Here is a 17,680-nt window from a genome sequence, read left to right on the forward strand (position 1 = left end):
GAGCGGATATGTTGTCCAAACAAATCCCGCTTGGCATCTATGAAAAAGCACTTCCCGCCGGGGAGTGCTGGCTGGAACGGCTGCAACTGGCAAAAACGTTAGGCTTCGATTTTGTCGAAATGTCGGTGGATGAAACGGACGATCGCCTGTCGCGCCTCGACTGGAGCCGCGAACAGCGTCTGGCGCTGGTGAATGCAATTGTTGAAACCGGTGTGCGCTTGCCGTCTATGTGCCTTTCTGCCCACCGTCGTTTCCCGTTGGGCAGTGAAGATGACGCGGTGCGGGCGCAGGGGCTGGAAATTATGCGCAAAGCTATCCAGTTCGCGCAGGACGTCGGCATTCGCGTGATCCAACTGGCGGGCTATGACGTTTACTACCAGGAAGCCAATAACGAAACGCGTCGTCGTTTCCGTGACGGCCTGAAAGAGAGCGTTGAGATGGCGAGTCGCGCGCAGGTGACGCTGGCGATGGAGATCATGGATTATCCCCTGATGAATTCCATCAGTAAGGCGCTGGGTTACGCACACTATCTCAACAACCCGTGGTTCCAGCTCTACCCGGATATCGGCAACCTGTCGGCGTGGGACAACGACGTGCAGATGGAATTGCAGGCAGGAATAGGGCATATCGTCGCGGTGCATGTGAAAGACACCAAACCGGGCGTCTTCAAAAACGTACCGTTTGGCGAAGGCGTTGTGGATTTCGAACGTTGCTTCGAAACGCTCAAACAGAGTGGCTATTGCGGGCCGTACCTGATTGAGATGTGGAGCGAAACGGCGGAGGACCCGGCGGCGGAAGTGGCAAAAGCGCGTGATTGGGTGAAAGCGCGCATGGCCAAAGCAGGCATGGTGGAGGCGGCATAATGCAAAAGCTGAAACAGCAGGTGTTTGAAGCCAACATGGATCTGCCGCGTTACGGGCTGGTGACCTTTACCTGGGGCAACGTCAGCGCCATTGACCGCGAACGCGGGCTGGTGGTGATCAAGCCCAGCGGCGTCGCCTACGAAACCATGAAAGCAGACGATATGGTGGTGGTTGATATGAGCGGTGAAGTGGTAGACGGGCGGTATCGTCCCTCTTCAGACACCGCGACGCATCTCGAACTCTACCGCCGTTACCCGTCGCTTGGCGGCATCGTGCATACCCACTCCACTCATGCCACCGCATGGGCGCAGGCGGGGCTGGCTATCCCTGCGTTAGGCACCACGCACGCCGATTACTTCTTTGGCGACATCCCGTGTACGCGTGGATTAAGCGAAGAAGAAGTGCAGGGCGAGTATGAACTGAACACCGGCAAAGTGATTATCGAAACGCTGGGCAATGCCGAGCCGCTGCATACGCCGGGAATTGTGGTGTATCAGCACGGGCCATTTGCCTGGGGGAAAGATGCTCACGATGCGGTGCATAACGCGGTGGTGATGGAAGAAGTGGCAAAAATGGCGTGGATTGCGCGCGGCATTAACCCACAACTGAATCACATCGACAGTTATCTCATGAACAAACACTTCATGCGTAAGCACGGGCCCAACGCCTATTACGGGCAGAAGTAATCAGTGCGCCCCGGAATTATTACCTCCTGAGGGATGTAATTGGTCTGATTCCGGGGCCTCTTCAGTTAAAAAATCGTATAAACAACAGGTGTTTTTATGACTATCAGTGGATTGTTTGTCAGAACTGATCCGCAACGTCGCCGGTATGGCGTGGCGTTACTGGTGGGGGTTCTTTCAGGAATTATTTCGGCATTTGTTAAATGGGGAGCAGAAGTTCCGTTGCCGCCACGCACATTTTCCGGTGGTCGTGATGAATTTAATCCGCCGTATATCTTTTTACGGGATTATTTAGGCATCGATCCAACACAAACGGTGTATACATTCTCGGAACATATCATTAACCCGGTAATGGTAACGCATATCATCTTCTCACTGGTTTTTGCGATAGGCTATTGTGTGGTCGCGGAAATTTTCCCGAAAGTGAAATTATGGCAGGGGGTATTAGCAGGGCTTATTGTGACAGTAGCAGTTCACGGTATTTTTTGCCCGGCGCTGAATTTAACGCCACCACTCAGTCAACTGCCTTTCGACGAATATGCCTCTGAAATTCTTGGGCATATTTTCTGGTTCTGGGTAATAGAAATAATGCGCCGCGACTTACGTAATCGCATTACCCATGAGCCGGACCCGGAAGTCGTTATTCGTTGAATGTCCGCGTAAAAAAGCCCCCTGAGAAGGGGGCAAAGCAAACTATGGCAATATTTCGTTGGTTATACCTGGTGCTAGCGATAAATATCCGCGCTGGCGTGCATGTTGCCGTTACTCCCCGGTTCCCGCATTAGAATCACGTGGTAGTACGTTGCGCCCTGCGCATCGGTCTCTTCATTTAATGCCTGACGTGCTTCACTCTCAGTGGCGAAATTATGATTGATATAAATCACGCCTAAGCTTTGCACATCGTCCATATTTCTGGCCTGGTGGTTATTAATTTCAATAGCTGCCCATGTATTTGCACTTAGCAAAAGCACAGCCAGAAGGGCTAAAACACGACTGAACATAGATACCTCCTCGACGGCTGTCTTTGTACGCGCTCCTCTGTGATGATCTTCTGATTTAATTTTAATCAATGATAAAGAAGTTGATGGTGACCATTTCTGATGCAGTTGTTCAAAAAAATACCGTAATGGAATGTGATGAACTTCAAATCAGCGGGTTAGTACGATTTGGTGAAAGATGAGATTTATTTGTCGGCTGGCCTTGAGTTTAACGGAGCATACCAGTACTATAACGCGTCATTTTTCAGCCGACCTTTAACACGTTCCTTGCCTCCCCGGGATTCGGCTGACCCAGACAGGAGGCTGAATAATCCGTAAGGAGCAATTCGATGCGTCATTACGAAATCGTTTTTATGGTCCATCCTGACCAGAGCGAACAGGTTCCGGGCATGATCGAGCGCTACACTGCTGCCATCACTGGTGCAGAAGGCAAGATCCACCGTCTGGAAGACTGGGGCCGCCGTCAGCTGGCTTACCCGATCAACAAACTGCACAAAGCACACTACGTTCTGATGAACGTTGAAGCTCCGCAGGAAGTGATCGATGAGCTGGAAACTACCTTCCGCTTCAACGATGCCGTTATCCGCAGCATGGTTATGCGTACCAAGCACGCTGTTACCGAAGCATCTCCGATGGTTAAAGCGAAAGACGAGCGCCGTGAGCGTCGCGATGATTTCGCAAACGAAACCGCTGATGATGCTGAAGCTGGGGATTCTGAAGAGTAATTTCTGATGACCAACCGTCTGGTGTTGTCCGGCACCGTGTGCAGGACTCCCCTTCGAAAGGTCAGTCCATCAGGAATTCCTCACTGCCAGTTCGTGCTTGAGCATCGTTCTGTGCAGGAGGAAGCCGGTTTTCACCGGCAGGCGTGGTGCCAAATGCCCGTTATTGTTAGCGGACACGAAAACCAGGCCATTACTCACAGTATAACGGTCGGCAGTCGCATAACCGTTCAGGGGTTCATTTCATGCCACAAGGCAAAGAACGGACTGAGCAAAATGGTTTTGCATGCCGAGCAGATTGAATTGATAGATTCTGGAGACTAGCCATATGGCACGTTATTTCCGTCGTCGCAAGTTCTGCCGTTTCACCGCGGAAGGCGTTCAAGAGATCGACTATAAAGATATCGCTACGCTGAAAAACTACATCACCGAAAGCGGTAAGATTGTCCCAAGCCGTATCACCGGGACCCGTGCAAAATACCAGCGTCAGCTGGCTCGCGCTATCAAACGCGCTCGCTACCTGTCCCTGCTGCCGTACACTGATCGCCATCAGTAATCGGTCACGGTCCATTAATACGACTTTGAGAGGATAAGGTAATGCAAGTTATTCTGCTTGATAAAGTAGCAAACCTGGGTAGCCTGGGTGATCAGGTAAACGTTAAAGCGGGCTATGCTCGTAACTTCCTGGTACCGCAGGGTAAAGCTGTTCCAGCTACCAAGAAAAACATTGAATTCTTCGAAGCACGTCGCGCTGAACTGGAAGCTAAACTGGCTGAAGTTCTGGCAGCAGCTAATGCTCGCGCTGAGAAAATCAATGCACTGGAAACTGTTACCATCGCGTCTAAAGCTGGCGACGAAGGTAAGCTGTTCGGTTCCATCGGTACTCGCGACATCGCTGACGCTGTAACTGCAGCTGGCGTTGAAGTGGCTAAGAGCGAAGTTCGTCTGCCGAACGGCGTTCTGCGTACCACTGGCGAACACGAAGTGAGCTTCCAGGTTCACAGCGAAGTATTCGCGAAAGTGATCGTAAACGTAGTAGCTGAATAATTCGTTATTCAACGAGACGTAAAAACGCCGACCATTGGTCGGCGTTTTGCTTTATAGCGAAAGCGTTACAACTGACAATATAACGCTCTGATATCTATTAATTAGCTTGTCGCTAACTGTACTTGCGATTCTTCATCTTTAACTTTGATAAGCGTCCATAACGCAATAGCGCCAATAATGTCAAAGAAAGCCAGGGCAATAAAGAACGGCGCGAAGCCGATAATGTGAACGAATGCCCCGATGAACAGGTTGAAAATCAACTGACCGCTCCACGCACAGGCTCCTGCCATACCCACTGCGGTAGCGACTTCGTCTTTTTTGAACAGATCGCCACCCAGAGTTGCTGCCACAGTAGAAAGACATTGATGCGAGAACGCGCCAATACTAATCAGTAATACGGCAACGTAGGGATTTTCGACAATACTCACCAGACCTATCGTCATCATAATGATGGCTGCAATAGTGAAAGTAATTCTTCGCGAGTTAATTAAACTCACGCCACGATCGTGGAAGAATTTCGCGACAAAACCACTGGCTAAACAGCCGAGATCGCCCAGCAGGAAAGGCAGCCAGACGAACATGGCAATTTCTTTCAGGCTAAAATGCAGCGTTTCGACGAAGAAAATCGGCACCCAGAAGTTAATGGTTCCCCATGCCGGGTCTGCGAGAAAACGCGCGATGCCAATCCCCCAGAAATTACGTTGGCTGAGGATATGCTTGATTGACGTTTTTTCTTTCTTATCTGTTTTAAGATGCTGTTCTTGTCCTGATTCAATATAGTGGCGCTCTTCATCAGAAAGGCGTTTGGCATCTTTCGGATCTTTATAACAAAAGAACCAAAATAAAGCCGCGAGCAAAGCAAGGCTACCTGAAACAATAAACGCAAATTGCCAGCTATGAAACATAATGCACCAGGCAATCAACGGTGGAGCAAGCATCGCGCCGAGTGAGGTGCCCATATTGAAAACACCTGTCGCCACGCCACGCTCTTTTGCCGGGAACCATGTTGATGCGGTTTTTACACCCGCCGGAATTGCCGACGCTTCGCTGAAACCCATCAGGGCGCGCATAAATGCCAGACCTGACCATGTTCCGGTCAACGCATGACCCATTGTTGCCAGCCCCCAGACTGCGGCACATATCGCAAAACTTAACTTCAAACCCACGGTATCAATAAAGAAGCCCATTACCGGTTGCCCTAATGTATAGGCCAACTGGAATGCACTGACAATCCATGAATATTGCTCTTTGGTTATTCCAGTTGTCTCCATAATAGTTGGAGCTGCAATACCTAACGCCGTTCTGTCCAGATAATTGATTACAGTGATAAAGCATACGAGGGCAATCATATGCCACCGATAATTCTTTATTTTATTCATGTTTAAACCTTTTAATTATATTAATAAACCCTGGTTGTTGGTAATTCCGTGTAATAGTTAATAAAAATCAGGTACAGAGAACATAGTGAAAATTATTGTGTGTAAATCTCTCCCTTTAGGAAATCTGGCCAGTTTTTTTCAAAGTAAATACCATTAATACGCGGTAGCACACGTAACGACTTCACTTCGGTAATAAAAGAACCTTGCGAATATTGAATCGTTAATTTGTGATTTTTGTCTTCAGCGAGTTCAGAGCGAAAGCGCCATTCTTCTTTTACGCCGCGACGAGTTTGTGGTAGACATTCGCCTTGTGGATCAATAATCATCCTCGCCCCACGACTGCCGCCGCCTGCATCAATATAATGCGTCAACTGTGTCAATACGGCGGCAGACGTCAGCGCCATATGCCGCCACATAAACAATTCGGCAACTTCGCCCACGTGTTTGATAGCCAAACCATGCCGTTGTACAAATTCATTCAATAGCAGGGCATCGCGAGTGGCGCGCCGGACTTTATCGCCATGGCAAATAAACCCAGCGTAGTCAGACATTCGTGCCTGGATTTTTTCCCTCACCGCAGACAACGGCATCCCGTTTCCATTATCGTGCGCCTGAGTGATGATCTCTCTGATTGAATTTAGTGCCGGAGATGCCAGTTGTGCGACATCATCTTCAACAGATCGCTTTTGTGTGCAGCCAATAAAACGCGCCAGACGCACGGCAAAAACTTGTCCGGCATTCAGCGCCGCGCCGCCAGGTCGGGTAACACCGTGAGTTCCGGCGACTTCTCCCACCGCAAAACAACCGGGCAGAGAAGTTTGCCCCCAGATATCAATCTCAATGCCGCCATTCATATGCTGATTGTTCATGGCAAACTGCAACGGCTGCGTGGTGAGATCGTAACCGTGCATCTTATACAGTGAGATGGACAGCGGATTCATTCTTTGCAGGCGTTCGATAGGCGATGGCGCCAGAGCGTCGTTATTTTCCAGATATGCGCGAACGTCGTCGTCCAGTCGATCTAATGAGAATGGCAAATCACCAGGCACCGCTTCAGGATTTCGATTGAAATCCATAAAAACCAGGCGGCCTGATTGCTGCTCTTGCGCTACCGCCATGTCCAACAGGCTTGAGCTGAAATCCATCACTCGCGTAGCGTGGAACGGCCACTGATAGCCTTTACGGAAGATGTTTGAAGCCAGTTCCTGGGTGGTGCGATAGTAATCTGCGAGGAAGTTATACTCGTTGCCCTCGGCATCCACGGAATAGATATACGGGATCACCTGCACATAGGTGCCAGACAAATTCCACGGGAACGTGCTGCGCGGCGTGCCTATACCAAACTGGCTTTCGGTCAGATTGGTTAGCGTCAGACCTTCCTCCAGCGCCAGCCCCAGCGAGCCGAAACATTTGTGTGGGTACACACTGTCGCGATAAAGCTCGCCCGGCCCACCTGTTGCCAGTACCACATTGGGCGCAGTGACAATTGCCAGCCCCCACGGGTTATGGGCGCGGGAACCGGTTGCGAGGATAGCCCCGGCCACACGATCTTCGCCGTTTTCACCGCGTTGATGCAGCAGTTTAATCACCGTTGCACTGGTCAACAGTGGGATGGCGAGGCGCTGCACTTCTTCGAGCAATACTTTCACCATCAGACGAGAAGTGCGCGGCCCACAGGAGGTTGCGCGTCCGGCTTCGTCATGGTCGGTCTGATAACGGAGAATTGCACCATAGCGATCTTCCGGTAATTCCAGACCGAGATATTGCAGCCCGCCAAGGGTATGTAGGGAACCGACCGCTTCGACATACGCCGTGTCGTGATCCATCGCACCGCCGCTCGCCAGTGCTTCAGCAAGTTTTGCGAAGTTATCGCCGCTGCCCGCCGTTGCGGCGGTAAACAGCGTCTGTTTATCGGAACCGGAGCAGGCCGATGTTCCCATGTATAATCCGGCGGTGGCGATTAGCACATTTTGCTGGCGACGTTTCAGTTCAACCGCCGCACGTAATCCTGCCGCGCCGCTACCAACGACCAGAGCATCTGTTTGCCAGAGCGGGTAATCAACACCGTCCACCGTGACAATTGACGTTGGCTCTGCTGACACAAAACCCTTCGGGAAAGTGACGTGCGTCAGCGCATCGAGGATGGCGTCATCAGTCTGGCTCATGCGTCCTCCATTGGCGTAAACAGGCTACTTTCCATCAGGCGCGGCTGGTTGATAATTGGACGGAAAGCCATGAACGGCAGAATGTCGCGGTCAATCTCCACGCCCGGCGCAATTTCAATTAATTCAACGCCTTCTGCCGTTAACTGAAACACCGCGCGTTCAGTGATATACAACACTTCCTGACTGCTGTGCTGTGCGTAGGCGGCGCTAAAAGTGATTTTTTCCACCTGAGTAACCAGTTTAGGGATTTGACCTGACTGAGCGATATGCAAGCCATCTGGCGTTACATCAATCTTGCTGCCTTTGGCGTCGAACGTGCCGCAGAACACCACCTTACGGGCGTTTTGCGCAATTTCGAGAAATCCGCCGGAGCCGATTAAATTGCCGTTCAGGTGTGAGACGTTGACGTTACCATGTTGATCCATCTCGCCCATGCCGAGGAAAGTAATGTCGATGCCGCCGCCGCTGTAGAACTCGAATTGATCCAGCGAAGGGATAATGGCGTCGGCGTTACGGGCGCAGCCGAAAAACGCGTCATCCAGCATCATACCGTTATGCACGCCTTGCTCGACGCTTAGCCATAAACTTTGGTAAGGAACGCCTTCACGCAGCGCAACCCCAGGAATACCGCCGGGGATACCAAAGCCAAAGTTGGTTGAAGCGCCTGCCACCAGCTCGCGCGCTGCCCGACGGGCAATTAAGCGACGTACCGGATGACTAACCAGTTCAATAGCGTCGTTAGAACTCAGACGGCGATGTTGACCGCTGATCGTCAGGTCGTAACCGCCAAGATAGGTTTGCGGTTGTTCGCGGTATTCAACGATGCCATCAACCAGAATCCCCGGTAATTTGACCCGGCGTGGTTCAATGGCACCGGCTTCCAGTACATCGCGCACCTGTACGAACACTTTGCCGCCGCTGTTGTGTGCTGCCAGCGCCATCGAATAGCTATCCATATCAATCGCTTCTTCTTCAAGGCTGACGTTGCCTCGAGGATCGGCATAAGTGCCACGCAAAATCGCGTAATCCACTTTGAAAGGGCGATAACGAAGTTTGGTTTCACCATCGATTTCAATCAGTTCTACCAGATCCTCGGTGGTGCAAGCGTTCGACTTTCCGCCGCCATTGCGTGGATCAACAAACGATCCCAGCCCAACGTGGGTAAAAAGCCCCGGACGTCCAGCACCGATCTCCCGTAGCAACGCCTGAATAACGCCACCAGGAAAACAATAGGCTTCAATCGCGTTATTTTTTACCAGCGCCTGCATTTTGGGTGACCAGGTAAAGTGTCCGGCAATAATGCGTTTGAGCATTTCAGCATGAGCGAAGCGGTTCGTGCCTTTGCAGTCGCGATCGCCAATGCCCAGCGAGTGGATTAATGTCAGATCGCGCGGGTGTCCGGTTTGCAGGAAGCGCGCTTCAATAGCAGCCAGAATATGGTCGGCTTCCACCATGCCGCCGCCGTTACCGCTAATGGCAATGGTTGCGCCATCCTGAATTTGCGCCGCCAGTGCCTCGGCGGTTGTTATCTTACGCATACAATTTCCTTAGTGATTATGGAAGCTCACGCTACTTTTTTCGGCAAATGCCTGCGTCGCCTGCTGGCAATCCTGAGTGGCGGACATTAATCCAGCCAGTAACTGGTGTGGGTATTCAGCGTGTTTATTTTCCAGTGCCAGAATCAGCTGCTTAATATGCGCCAGTGCCACCGGACCACATTTTTCCAGCTGCGCTAACTGGTTCGCCATCCAGCTTTCCACCTGTTCTTTTTCTACTACTTCATCAATTAAATTCGCCGCCTGGGCTTCATGCGCCGTCAGACGTTTACCTAGCATCAGCATCTGGCGACCGACCACCGGGCCGACCTGATTAAGCACGCGTTCAATGCCCATCCAGCCAGGCACCATGCCGAGCATGACTTCCGGGTTAGAAAATTTCGCGCTGGGGCGAGCGATTCGAATATCGCAGCACAAGGCAAGTTCAATACCGCCGCCGATGGTATGACCGTTGAGATTCGCAACCGTTAATTGCGGTAAATTGCGCAGGCGATTAAAAACGTCATTACCGCGTTTAATCCATTTCCTGCCCATATCTAATGGCGAATAGGCCGACCACGATTTAATATCACCGCCCGCACAAAAGAATTTATCGCCGATTGCCGTTAATTCGACTAATCGTAATGTGGTGTCGTTTTCAATTTCATTTAAATAATGGTCGAGAGATTCAATCATCTCTTCGTTAATAGCATGACATTTCTCTTCACGGTTCAACGTCAGGCGGCAGGAAGCCGCCGCTCTGCTGAACAGAACGGGTTGGTCACTCATGATTATTCCTTAGCAATAATTCGCGATGCGATCGACGCTAATATCCAGCGTGCTGTTAATATCTTTCTGCCACCAGTACGGTGAGAATATTTCCAGTTCAATAGCGCCATTAAATCCGGCGTTTTCAACCAGTCGACGAATTGACGGAATATTTATCACGCCATCTCCCGGCATTCCCCGGTCATTGACCAGATCGGTGGTCGGCACTAACCAGTCGGAAACATGAAACGCGAGAATACGTTTTCCGGCGCGCAGGATCTGGCTGGCCAGATCCGGATCCCACCAGACATGGTAAACATCCACAGCCACGCCGAGGCCAAATTCGCCATCGGGATCGAGTTCATCACACCAGTCCAGCGCCTGGCGTAACGTGCACAGGCAAGAGCGATCGGCGGCGGTCATTGGGTGCAGTGGCTCCAGCGCAATCGGCACGCCAACGTCTTTCGAATGTGGCAGTAGCTGGCGTATCCCTTGTTTCACCTGTTCCCGTGCTTCATACAGATCTTTTGTGCCCTGCGGTAACCCTCCAACCACCTGCATATAACAGGCGGCGTTCAGCACCGCTGCGTCGTCCAGCGCCCGGCGGTTATCATCAATTGCCAGTTTGCGTTCCGCCAGCGTCGGCGCGGTGTAGTAGGTGCTACGGCATAAACCGGAAACGCGCATGTTATTGACGGCAAGCTGGCGGGCGATCTGCTGAAGATCTTCACCCTGCAACTCTCTGCGCCAGGGGGCGATCGCACCGATACCGCGTGCGGCACAGGCATCAATAATGGCGGGCAGCGGCACTTTATAGCCCAGCGTCGCGGTATTGATACTGAATAAATCCGGGCGTTGTAACAGATCTCTCATGGTTTAGCCTCAGAAGCGCGGCATACTTAAGCCACCGTCGATGGCGACTGCCTGACCACAGGTGTAAATCAGTTTGCCTTCCGCCATCGCGCGGACAGTGGAGGCGATATCCGCCGGATAACCCCAACGTCCCCACGGCACCAGTCCTTTGGCAATCAATTCGTCGTAATAAGCCGTTGCCGGAATAGTCATATCGGTTTTGATGAGACCAGGGCGCACTTCATAGACGCCAATTTGTTCGTTGCAAAGGCGAGCAGCAAACAGACGAGCAGCGGCAGAAACGGCGGTTTTGGCAATTGTGTATTCGCCGCGATTCATCGCCAGCATGATGGCGTTGATGGAACTGACAAAAATAATTGAGCGGTGCGGGAATTCTGTTTCTGGTTTTGGCTGTGCGAGCAGACGTTTACTGAATGCCTGTGCGAGGAAGAACGGCGCGCGGGTATTAATGGCAATGTTTTGGTCGAAGCTGTCCGGTTCGAGGTCGAGAAGGTCACCGCGCTTTTTCACTGAAATGCCCGCGTTATTGAGCAGGCAGTCCAGACGCCCCCACTGATTTTGCGCCGCGTCGAGCATCTCTTCATGCAGGGAGAGATCGCCAACATCGGCAGGGAAGCAAATCACTTCCACGCCTTCTGCCAGACATTCCTGTTGCGTGGCATGTAATTTTTCTACGCTGTCGGCATCGGGGCGATCGTTAATCAACAGATTAAATCCGCCACGGGCAAGCTCCAGCGCACACCCCTTACCAATGCCACGTGCGGCTCCAGTGATAACGGCAACAGGACGAGTGGATTTCATACAATAGCTCTCTTTTTAAATATTGTTTCCCTAAGTGACGATTAGCTTGCGGCGTGCGGAAAGAAAGATCAACCATCTGGTTGGTTGATTTGCGATAATGATCACAGGACATTTGATAACCTGATGAAAGTACAGGTTTTTAGCCTTTTTACTGGAGCTTCTAATTAATCGGGTTAAGATAGTCATCTTGAAGAGGTCGTGGGGAAGCGTTATGTATCTTGATACCAGCAACGTACAGAGCCTGAAGGAAAAGCTGCTGCTATGTGCGGTTAATGAATTTGCCGAATATGGTTACGAAGGAGCCAGAGTCGATAATATTGTTAAGGCCGCAGGGTGCAGTAAACAGACGGTTTATCACCACTTTGGTAATAAAGAAAATTTATTTATCGAAGTGCTTGAATATACCTGGAACGATATTCGACAAAAAGAAAAGACCCTTGATTTCTCAGATCTTCCGCCACAAAAAGCCATTGAGAAAATTATCGATTTTACCTGGGATTATTACATTGCTAACCCCTGGTTTTTAAAAATTGTGCATAGTGAAAACCAAAGTAAAGGTGTGCATTATGCAAAATCACAACGTCTCTTAGAAATTAACCATGCGCACTTGCAGTTAATGGAATCTTTATTGGATGAAGGGAAAAAACTCAATATATTTAAGCCAGATATCGACCCGTTGCAGGTGAATATCAATATTGCTGCGCTTGGAGGATATTATTTGATCAACCAGCATACGCTTGGTCTGGTTTATCACATCAGTATGGTTTCACCGCAGGCGCTGGAAGCCAGACGTAAGGTCATCAAAGAAACGATCCTTAGCTGGCTTCTCGTTGACCCTTCATCTACCGCGCACGAATAAAACTGCCATCCGGCTGGCGGGTAAACAGAACCTGTTGATTATTCCCCGTATCAATGGTTAAGCCCGTCACTACGCCGCTGGCGTTCTGGCGGATTTTCACCATCTGCCCGTTTTGCAAATTACTCAGTGGCTTATCCGCGCCTTCTACCTGCGCCATGGCATAGACATCGGTAGCGGGCAGTCCGTGGTCGCGGAACAGCTGCGCCATCGTTTTACCTGGTTCGACACGATAAGAGCGCCACTGATTATCTATTCCACTATCTGGCTGGAATGGTTGCGTTTGCGAGGTTTGTGGCTGATCTTCCGGTTGGCCTTCCTGTATCGGTTCAGGGGCGACTGGAGCTACCTGATCAGGATCATTTTGTGGGGTAACTAATTGCGCCCGCAGCTGTTCTTCTGTCGGCGGTTGTGATTGTGACTGAATATCCAGCTGCGCTTCACGCGTCACTACCGGTGCGTTGGGCGTATCATCAGACGGAAGCAGAAAACCGACCACCAATACAATGGCAGCAATAATGATCCCCCGACGATGCATCGGCGGCAGCGGGTCCATGAAGCGAAAATTATCCGGCGCGTGCCAGACTTTCTCCAGGGTTGGTTTTAGTTCAAAGCGCCCGGGCATGGTTTCCTCCTGCTCCGCGTCTTGTTCCTCAATCATAGCCTATGAATAAGCTAACGCTATGATGTCCGTGGTAAACCCGCCTTTATTATATTCATACGGGATATTGCTATTGTTTCTTTTTCCCCGGGATTTGTCATCATTCCCGCGACAAAGTTTTACCCAAAGAAGTGTGGCTGATATGCTGCCCGCTACTTTATACCCGAAGAAAGGAAATACGATGACCACTCCAACTTTTGATACCATCGAAGCGCAAGCAAGCTACGGTATAGGTTTGCAGGTAGGGCAACAACTTAGTGAATCTGGCCTGCAAGGGCTGCTGCCAGAAGCACTGGTTGCAGGCATTGCCGATGCATTGGAAGGTAAACATCCGGCTGTTCCGGTTGATGTGGTGCACCGCGCGCTGCGTGAAATTCACGAACGTGCCGATGCCGTTCGTCGTCAGCGTTTCCAGGCGATGGCTGCTGAAGGTGTGAAATACCTGGAAGAAAACGCCAAAAAAGAGGGTGTGAATAGCACCGAATCTGGCCTGCAATTCCGCGTGATCAACCAGGGTGAAGGCGCAATTCCGGCACGTACCGACCGCGTTCGCGTTCATTACACCGGTAAATTGATTGACGGTACTGTATTTGACAGCTCTGTTGCCCGTGGCGAGCCCGCCGAATTCCCGGTTAACGGCGTGATCCCTGGCTGGATTGAAGCACTGACTCTGATGCCGGTAGGTTCTAAATGGGAACTGACTATCCCGCAGGAACTGGCATATGGCGAGCGTGGCGCAGGCGCGTCCATCCCTCCGTTCAGCACCCTGGTGTTTGAAGTCGAACTGCTGGAAATCCTCTAAGTAGCGCATTCTGTTCCCCTCGAGCCAGAGGGGAGCAGGCATTCAGCAATAAACCCTTCAGTTTGCCAAACGACGCTATTTTGTGTTGAAAAGACCCCGTAAGCGTGTATTTTTGTGAGCTGTTTCGCGTTATCACCGTGATATGACACCCACTTTAAACATAAAATTAACATTAGATCTAAATCTTAGTATTCATCCCGCGTATTGTTACCTAATATCGATGAGTCCCGATACAGATTCGTCGTATCATAGACTGACTAAAGGCCGCAGAGCCTGAACAACACAGACAGGTACAGGAAGAAAAAAACATGGTAGATCAGGTAAAAGTCGTTGCCGATGATCAGGCTCCGGCTGAACAGTCGCTACGGCGCAATCTCACAAACCGACATATTCAGCTTATTGCCATTGGCGGTGCCATTGGTACGGGGTTGTTTATGGGGTCCGGCAAAACAATTAGCCTTGCCGGGCCGTCGATCATTTTCGTTTATATGATCATCGGTTTTATGCTCTTTTTCGTGATGCGGGCAATGGGGGAATTGCTGCTTTCGAATCTGGAATACAAATCTTTTAGTGACTTCGCTTCCGATTTACTGGGGCCGTGGGCGGGATATTTCACCGGCTGGACTTACTGGTTCTGCTGGGTTGTAACCGGTATGGCAGACGTGGTGGCGATCACGGCTTATGCTCAGTTCTGGTTCCCCGATCTCTCCGACTGGGTCGCCTCGCTGGCGGTGATAGTGCTGCTGCTGACGCTCAACCTCGCCACCGTGAAAATGTTCGGTGAGATGGAGTTCTGGTTTGCGATGATCAAAATCGTCGCCATTGTGTCGCTGATTGTCGTCGGCCTGGTCATGGTGGCGATGCACTTTCAGTCACCGACCGGTGTGGAAGCGTCATTCGCGCATTTGTGGAATGACGGCGGCTGGTTCCCGAAAGGTTTAAGTGGCTTCTTTGCCGGATTCCAGATAGCGGTTTTCGCTTTCGTGGGGATTGAGCTGGTAGGTACAACAGCTGCGGAAACCAAAGATCCAGAGAAATCACTGCCACGCGCGATTAACTCAATTCCGATCCGTATCATTATGTTCTACGTCTTCGCGCTGATTGTGATTATGTCCGTGACGCCGTGGAGTTCGGTAGTCCCGGAGAAAAGCCCGTTTGTTGAACTGTTCGTGTTGGTGGGTCTGCCTGCTGCCGCCAGCGTGATCAACTTTGTGGTGCTGACCTCTGCCGCTTCTTCCGCTAACAGCGGCGTCTTCTCTACCAGTCGTATGCTGTTTGGTCTGGCGCAGGAAGGCGTCGCGCCGAAAGCATTCGCTAAACTCTCTAAACGCGCAGTACCCGCGAAAGGGCTGACCTTCTCTTGCATCTGTCTGCTCGGTGGCGTGGTGATGTTGTACGTGAATCCAAGCGTGATTGGTGCGTTCACGATGATCACAACCGTTTCCGCGATTCTGTTTATGTTCGTCTGGACGATTATCCTTTGCTCATACCTTGTGTATCGCAAACAGCGTCCTCATCTGCATGAGAAATCAATCTACAAGATGCCGCTCGGCAAGCTGATGTGCTGGGTATGTATGGCGTTCTTTGTGTTCGTGGTCGTGTTGCTGACACTGGAAGATGACACTCGACAGGCGCTGCTGGTTACGCCGTTGTGGTTTATCGCGCTGGGGCTGGGCTGGTTGTTTATTGGTAAGAAGCGGGCTGCTGAACTGCGGAAATAACTGCATTATCATGCTGGATGGCGCAATGCCATCCAGCTTTTAGATCACTCACCCGCCAGCGCGCGCGGGAACAGCACATTGTTTTCCAGGCTGATGTGCTCCATCAGGTCATCAATCAGTTCATTAATGCCGTTATACATCGCTTTCCAGGTGGTGCAGGCTTCCGGCGGCGGTGTGACGTTATTGGTCGTGTGTTTAATCACTTCCAGCAGTTCGCCCGCTTCATCGTGCTCGCTTTCCATCACACTGATAGGCCCCATTGCCTGGCTACCCATGCCTTGTTTAATCATCGGGAAGAGAATTTGCTCTTCTTTCATCATATGGCTGGAAAGCTCTTCATGCAGCATAGTCAGGTATTTTGTCAGCCCTTTTGGCACACTTGGTTTGTCGGCGTGAACGCGCTCGACTTTGGTGGCTTGCAGAATCAGTTCCGGCAGTTGTTCGCGGTGACGATCGTGGTAGCGCACGATGATATGGTCGATGATTTCCGCCAGCGGGGCGCTACGCCAGTCTTTCTCAATCGGTTGTTCAGCAAGCTTTGCCAGTTCGGCTTCAATGACGTCAACATCCAGCTCTTTACGTGCCGCCGCGCGCGCCAGCGTCTGCTTACCGCCGCAGCAGTAATCCATATCATATTTACGAAACAGAGCTGAAGCGCGAGGAATAGAGAGCGCCAGTTCACCTAAAGGTTGGTCGCGATAAGCCATAGCTGATACCTCATTCTTAATAATATAAGATGTATTTTAAATGCATCTTTAAGGCAAATGCTATAACCCTTACGTAGCAGAGGCTTATTTAACTCACAGCCAGCATGTCAACTTTCTGAGACAGATTCAGTTAAAGGTTTTTCCGGTTTTGCTCTGACTGCAATGACCACGCCAACCACTAACAGCGCGATACCGCTCAGCGTCATCAGCGGCGGCATTTGCTGGCGGAGTAAAAAGGTGTACAGCAAACCTGCCAGTGTTTCGAAAACAATCAGCGGCCCGAGAATCACTGTCGGTAATCGCTGGCTGGCGACGTTCCAGCAAAGTGCGCCGACCCATGAGCAAAGCACGGCTATCGCAATCATCAGACTAATAAACACCAGCGGACGGGGGCCAAAAGGTAGGGAGAAGTCCGGCGTTTGCGTATTCAGCCAGTAACAAGCGACGAGATAGCCGATAAGTGAAACCGGCAGCGTGACCAGCGCCTGCGCCGTTGCCCACATCATCGGATGTTTGTCGGGATTTTCCCGCAGCCAGCGGGCGTTGCGCAGGGCATACCATGCCCAGCAGACCACGGAAACTAACGCCAGCACGATGCCAGAGGTATAACGTGCCCAGTCAAAATCGGGGAGTCCGTGGTTTAACTCAGCAATATTCACACACGCTAGGCCGATGCCAATACAAATCAGTGCCGGGGCGAGTCTTCCCCACGCGAGTTTGCCGTCGCGCTGGCTATAAAGCAGATTGGCAAAGACAGGAATCACCACCGGCAGGGTGCCGATAATCATCGTGGAAACAGGCGCGCCAGTACGTTGAATGGCACTGGCAAGGCAGAAGTAATAAATGAGGTTGCCCATCATAGTGAGCATCAAGGCGGTAAGCCAGTCCCGACGCGCCAACTGACGCAAACGCACGCGTCCCAGCCAGGCAATGGGTAGCGCAATTAACCCTAACGCCAGATAACGCCCCATCGACTGCAACATCGCCGGGTATTCCGGCACAATCAACGGCCCGACAAAAATAAGCCCCCACATCAACCCTGCTAACAGGGCGTACAGCACGCCGCTAATCATTACTGGCATCCATTGATCTGTCAGAA

20 protein-coding genes are annotated in these 17,680 nt (G+C 51.2%); 10 read left to right on the forward strand and 10 right to left on the reverse strand.

The features are described from left to right. Positions 1-8 precede the first annotated feature (8 nt). From ulaE to LG381_RS06750, 3 genes are all read left to right on the forward strand, one after another. Positions 9-863 carry an L-ribulose-5-phosphate 3-epimerase UlaE gene (gene ulaE, locus LG381_RS06740; RefSeq protein ID WP_225762171.1) on the forward strand — a complete coding sequence of 285 codons (855 nt, stop codon included), beginning with the start codon at positions 9-11 and terminating at the stop codon, positions 861-863. Further along, positions 863-1,549: an L-ribulose-5-phosphate 4-epimerase UlaF gene (ulaF, locus tag LG381_RS06745; RefSeq protein ID WP_225762172.1), complete on the forward strand. Its 687-nt coding sequence runs from the start codon at positions 863-865 to the stop codon at positions 1,547-1,549. Before ulaE ends, ulaF begins: the two co-directional genes overlap by 1 nt. Before the next feature lie 96 nt (positions 1,550-1,645). After that, positions 1,646-2,197 (forward strand): DUF1440 domain-containing protein, encoded by a 552-nt coding sequence (locus LG381_RS06750; RefSeq protein WP_000155760.1) that lies wholly within the window; start codon positions 1,646-1,648, stop codon positions 2,195-2,197. Positions 2,198-2,271: 74 nt separating this feature from the next. Here the strand turns inward: LG381_RS06750 and yjfY are convergent, their stop codons facing one another. Next, positions 2,272-2,547, reverse strand: coding sequence for a DUF1471 family protein YjfY (gene yjfY / locus LG381_RS06755; RefSeq protein ID WP_000492914.1), 276 nt, complete (start codon positions 2,545-2,547; stop codon positions 2,272-2,274). Positions 2,548-2,873: 326 nt separating this feature from the next. Between yjfY and rpsF the strand changes: the two genes are divergently transcribed. The 4 genes from rpsF to rplI are packed head-to-tail and all read left to right on the forward strand — an operon-like array spanning position 2,874 to position 4,313. After that, positions 2,874-3,269: a 30S ribosomal protein S6 gene (gene rpsF / locus LG381_RS06760; RefSeq protein ID WP_001216676.1), complete on the forward strand. Its 396-nt coding sequence runs from the start codon at positions 2,874-2,876 to the stop codon at positions 3,267-3,269. 6 nt (positions 3,270-3,275) lie between these two features. Further along, positions 3,276-3,590, forward strand: a complete 315-nt coding sequence (gene priB / locus LG381_RS06765) for a primosomal replication protein N (protein WP_001296681.1) — start codon at positions 3,276-3,278, stop codon at positions 3,588-3,590. 4 nt (positions 3,591-3,594) lie between these two features. Then, entirely contained in the window at positions 3,595-3,822 is a 228-nt protein-coding gene (gene rpsR / locus LG381_RS06770; protein ID WP_000135199.1) for a 30S ribosomal protein S18, read from the forward strand. Between the two features lie 41 nt (positions 3,823-3,863). After that, positions 3,864-4,313 (forward strand): 50S ribosomal protein L9, encoded by a 450-nt coding sequence (rplI, locus tag LG381_RS06775; protein ID WP_001196062.1) that lies wholly within the window; start codon positions 3,864-3,866, stop codon positions 4,311-4,313. 101 nt (positions 4,314-4,414) lie between these two features. Here the strand turns inward: rplI and LG381_RS06780 are convergent, their stop codons facing one another. The 6 genes from LG381_RS06780 to LG381_RS06805 all read right to left on the reverse strand — a co-directional run bounded on the left by LG381_RS06780 (position 4,415) and on the right by LG381_RS06805 (position 11,834). Next, the gene (locus LG381_RS06780; protein ID WP_225762173.1) at positions 4,415-5,692 is read right to left on the reverse strand and encodes an MFS transporter; all 1,278 of its coding nucleotides are present in this window, start codon (positions 5,690-5,692) and stop codon (positions 4,415-4,417) included. Between the two features lie 92 nt (positions 5,693-5,784). Further along, complete coding sequence (locus LG381_RS06785; RefSeq protein ID WP_225762174.1) at positions 5,785-7,857, reverse strand: FAD-binding protein; 2,073 nt, start codon at positions 7,855-7,857, stop codon at positions 5,785-5,787. Further along, positions 7,854-9,395 (reverse strand): CoA-transferase, encoded by a 1,542-nt coding sequence (locus tag LG381_RS06790; RefSeq protein WP_225762175.1) that lies wholly within the window; start codon positions 9,393-9,395, stop codon positions 7,854-7,856. Before LG381_RS06790 ends, LG381_RS06785 begins: the two co-directional genes overlap by 4 nt. A gap of 9 nt (positions 9,396-9,404) precedes the next feature. Further along, complete coding sequence (locus LG381_RS06795; RefSeq protein WP_225762176.1) at positions 9,405-10,181, reverse strand: enoyl-CoA hydratase/isomerase family protein; 777 nt, start codon at positions 10,179-10,181, stop codon at positions 9,405-9,407. Positions 10,182-10,190: 9 nt separating this feature from the next. Next, complete coding sequence (locus LG381_RS06800) at positions 10,191-11,033, reverse strand: sugar phosphate isomerase/epimerase (protein ID WP_225762177.1); 843 nt, start codon at positions 11,031-11,033, stop codon at positions 10,191-10,193. 9 nt (positions 11,034-11,042) lie between these two features. After that, complete coding sequence (locus tag LG381_RS06805) at positions 11,043-11,834, reverse strand: 3-ketoacyl-ACP reductase (RefSeq protein WP_032226415.1); 792 nt, start codon at positions 11,832-11,834, stop codon at positions 11,043-11,045. A 211-nt stretch (positions 11,835-12,045) separates the two neighbouring features. On the opposite strand from LG381_RS06805, the gene LG381_RS06810 reads away from it, so the two are divergent. Continuing rightward, complete coding sequence (locus LG381_RS06810) at positions 12,046-12,693, forward strand: TetR/AcrR family transcriptional regulator (protein WP_225762178.1); 648 nt, start codon at positions 12,046-12,048, stop codon at positions 12,691-12,693. On the opposite strand, the gene ytfB is transcribed toward LG381_RS06810, so the two are convergent. Then, positions 12,677-13,315 carry a cell division protein YtfB gene (gene ytfB / locus LG381_RS06815; protein ID WP_032226412.1) on the reverse strand — a complete coding sequence of 213 codons (639 nt, stop codon included), beginning with the start codon at positions 13,313-13,315 and terminating at the stop codon, positions 12,677-12,679. The two genes, LG381_RS06810 and ytfB, sit on opposite strands and share 17 nt — an antisense overlap. Positions 13,316-13,532: 217 nt before the next feature. On the opposite strand from ytfB, the gene fklB reads away from it, so the two are divergent. Together fklB and cycA are read left to right on the forward strand one after the other, a co-directional pair. Beyond that, positions 13,533-14,153 (forward strand): FKBP-type peptidyl-prolyl cis-trans isomerase, encoded by a 621-nt coding sequence (gene fklB, locus LG381_RS06820; RefSeq protein ID WP_000211237.1) that lies wholly within the window; start codon positions 13,533-13,535, stop codon positions 14,151-14,153. A gap of 308 nt (positions 14,154-14,461) precedes the next feature. After that, a complete protein-coding gene (gene cycA, locus LG381_RS06825; RefSeq protein WP_000228346.1) occupies positions 14,462-15,874 on the forward strand; it encodes a D-serine/D-alanine/glycine transporter in 1,413 nt (470 codons plus the stop codon). A 44-nt stretch (positions 15,875-15,918) separates the two neighbouring features. Here cycA and ytfE read toward each other — a convergent pair whose 3' ends face one another. Both ytfE and LG381_RS06835 read right to left on the reverse strand, forming a co-directional pair. Then, the gene (ytfE, locus tag LG381_RS06830; protein ID WP_000331451.1) at positions 15,919-16,581 is read right to left on the reverse strand and encodes an iron-sulfur cluster repair protein YtfE; all 663 of its coding nucleotides are present in this window, start codon (positions 16,579-16,581) and stop codon (positions 15,919-15,921) included. Positions 16,582-16,688: 107 nt separating this feature from the next. Next, on the reverse strand, positions 16,689-17,654 hold the full coding sequence (locus LG381_RS06835) for a DMT family transporter (RefSeq protein WP_065228104.1): 966 nt from the start codon (positions 17,652-17,654) through the stop codon (positions 16,689-16,691). Positions 17,655-17,680: the final 26 nt, after the last annotated feature.

Origin of the sequence: Escherichia sp. Marseille-Q3837 (assembly GCF_916618735.1) — a bacterium.
Classification (GTDB): domain Bacteria; phylum Pseudomonadota; class Gammaproteobacteria; order Enterobacterales; family Enterobacteriaceae; genus Escherichia; species Escherichia ruysiae.

Coding starts and splice junctions, on each gene's coding strand:
- ulaE (WP_225762171.1), top strand. CDS start 9: ATGTTGTCCAAACAAATCCCGCTTGGCATCTATGAAAAAGCACTTCCC.
- ulaF (WP_225762172.1), top strand. CDS start 863: ATGCAAAAGCTGAAACAGCAGGTGTTTGAAGCCAACATGGATCTGCCG.
- LG381_RS06750 (WP_000155760.1), top strand. CDS start 1,646: ATGACTATCAGTGGATTGTTTGTCAGAACTGATCCGCAACGTCGCCGG.
- yjfY (WP_000492914.1), bottom strand. CDS start 2,547: ATGTTCAGTCGTGTTTTAGCCCTTCTGGCTGTGCTTTTGCTAAGTGCA.
- rpsF (WP_001216676.1), top strand. CDS start 2,874: ATGCGTCATTACGAAATCGTTTTTATGGTCCATCCTGACCAGAGCGAA.
- priB (WP_001296681.1), top strand. CDS start 3,276: ATGACCAACCGTCTGGTGTTGTCCGGCACCGTGTGCAGGACTCCCCTT.
- rpsR (WP_000135199.1), top strand. CDS start 3,595: ATGGCACGTTATTTCCGTCGTCGCAAGTTCTGCCGTTTCACCGCGGAA.
- rplI (WP_001196062.1), top strand. CDS start 3,864: ATGCAAGTTATTCTGCTTGATAAAGTAGCAAACCTGGGTAGCCTGGGT.
- LG381_RS06780 (WP_225762173.1), bottom strand. CDS start 5,692: ATGAATAAAATAAAGAATTATCGGTGGCATATGATTGCCCTCGTATGC.
- LG381_RS06785 (WP_225762174.1), bottom strand. CDS start 7,857: ATGAGCCAGACTGATGACGCCATCCTCGATGCGCTGACGCACGTCACT.
- LG381_RS06790 (WP_225762175.1), bottom strand. CDS start 9,395: ATGCGTAAGATAACAACCGCCGAGGCACTGGCGGCGCAAATTCAGGAT.
- LG381_RS06795 (WP_225762176.1), bottom strand. CDS start 10,181: ATGAGTGACCAACCCGTTCTGTTCAGCAGAGCGGCGGCTTCCTGCCGC.
- LG381_RS06800 (WP_225762177.1), bottom strand. CDS start 11,033: ATGAGAGATCTGTTACAACGCCCGGATTTATTCAGTATCAATACCGCG.
- LG381_RS06805 (WP_032226415.1), bottom strand. CDS start 11,834: ATGAAATCCACTCGTCCTGTTGCCGTTATCACTGGAGCCGCACGTGGC.
- LG381_RS06810 (WP_225762178.1), top strand. CDS start 12,046: ATGTATCTTGATACCAGCAACGTACAGAGCCTGAAGGAAAAGCTGCTG.
- ytfB (WP_032226412.1), bottom strand. CDS start 13,315: ATGCCCGGGCGCTTTGAACTAAAACCAACCCTGGAGAAAGTCTGGCAC.
- fklB (WP_000211237.1), top strand. CDS start 13,533: ATGACCACTCCAACTTTTGATACCATCGAAGCGCAAGCAAGCTACGGT.
- cycA (WP_000228346.1), top strand. CDS start 14,462: ATGGTAGATCAGGTAAAAGTCGTTGCCGATGATCAGGCTCCGGCTGAA.
- ytfE (WP_000331451.1), bottom strand. CDS start 16,581: ATGGCTTATCGCGACCAACCTTTAGGTGAACTGGCGCTCTCTATTCCT.
- LG381_RS06835 (WP_065228104.1), bottom strand. CDS start 17,654: ATGATTAGCGGCGTGCTGTACGCCCTGTTAGCAGGGTTGATGTGGGGG.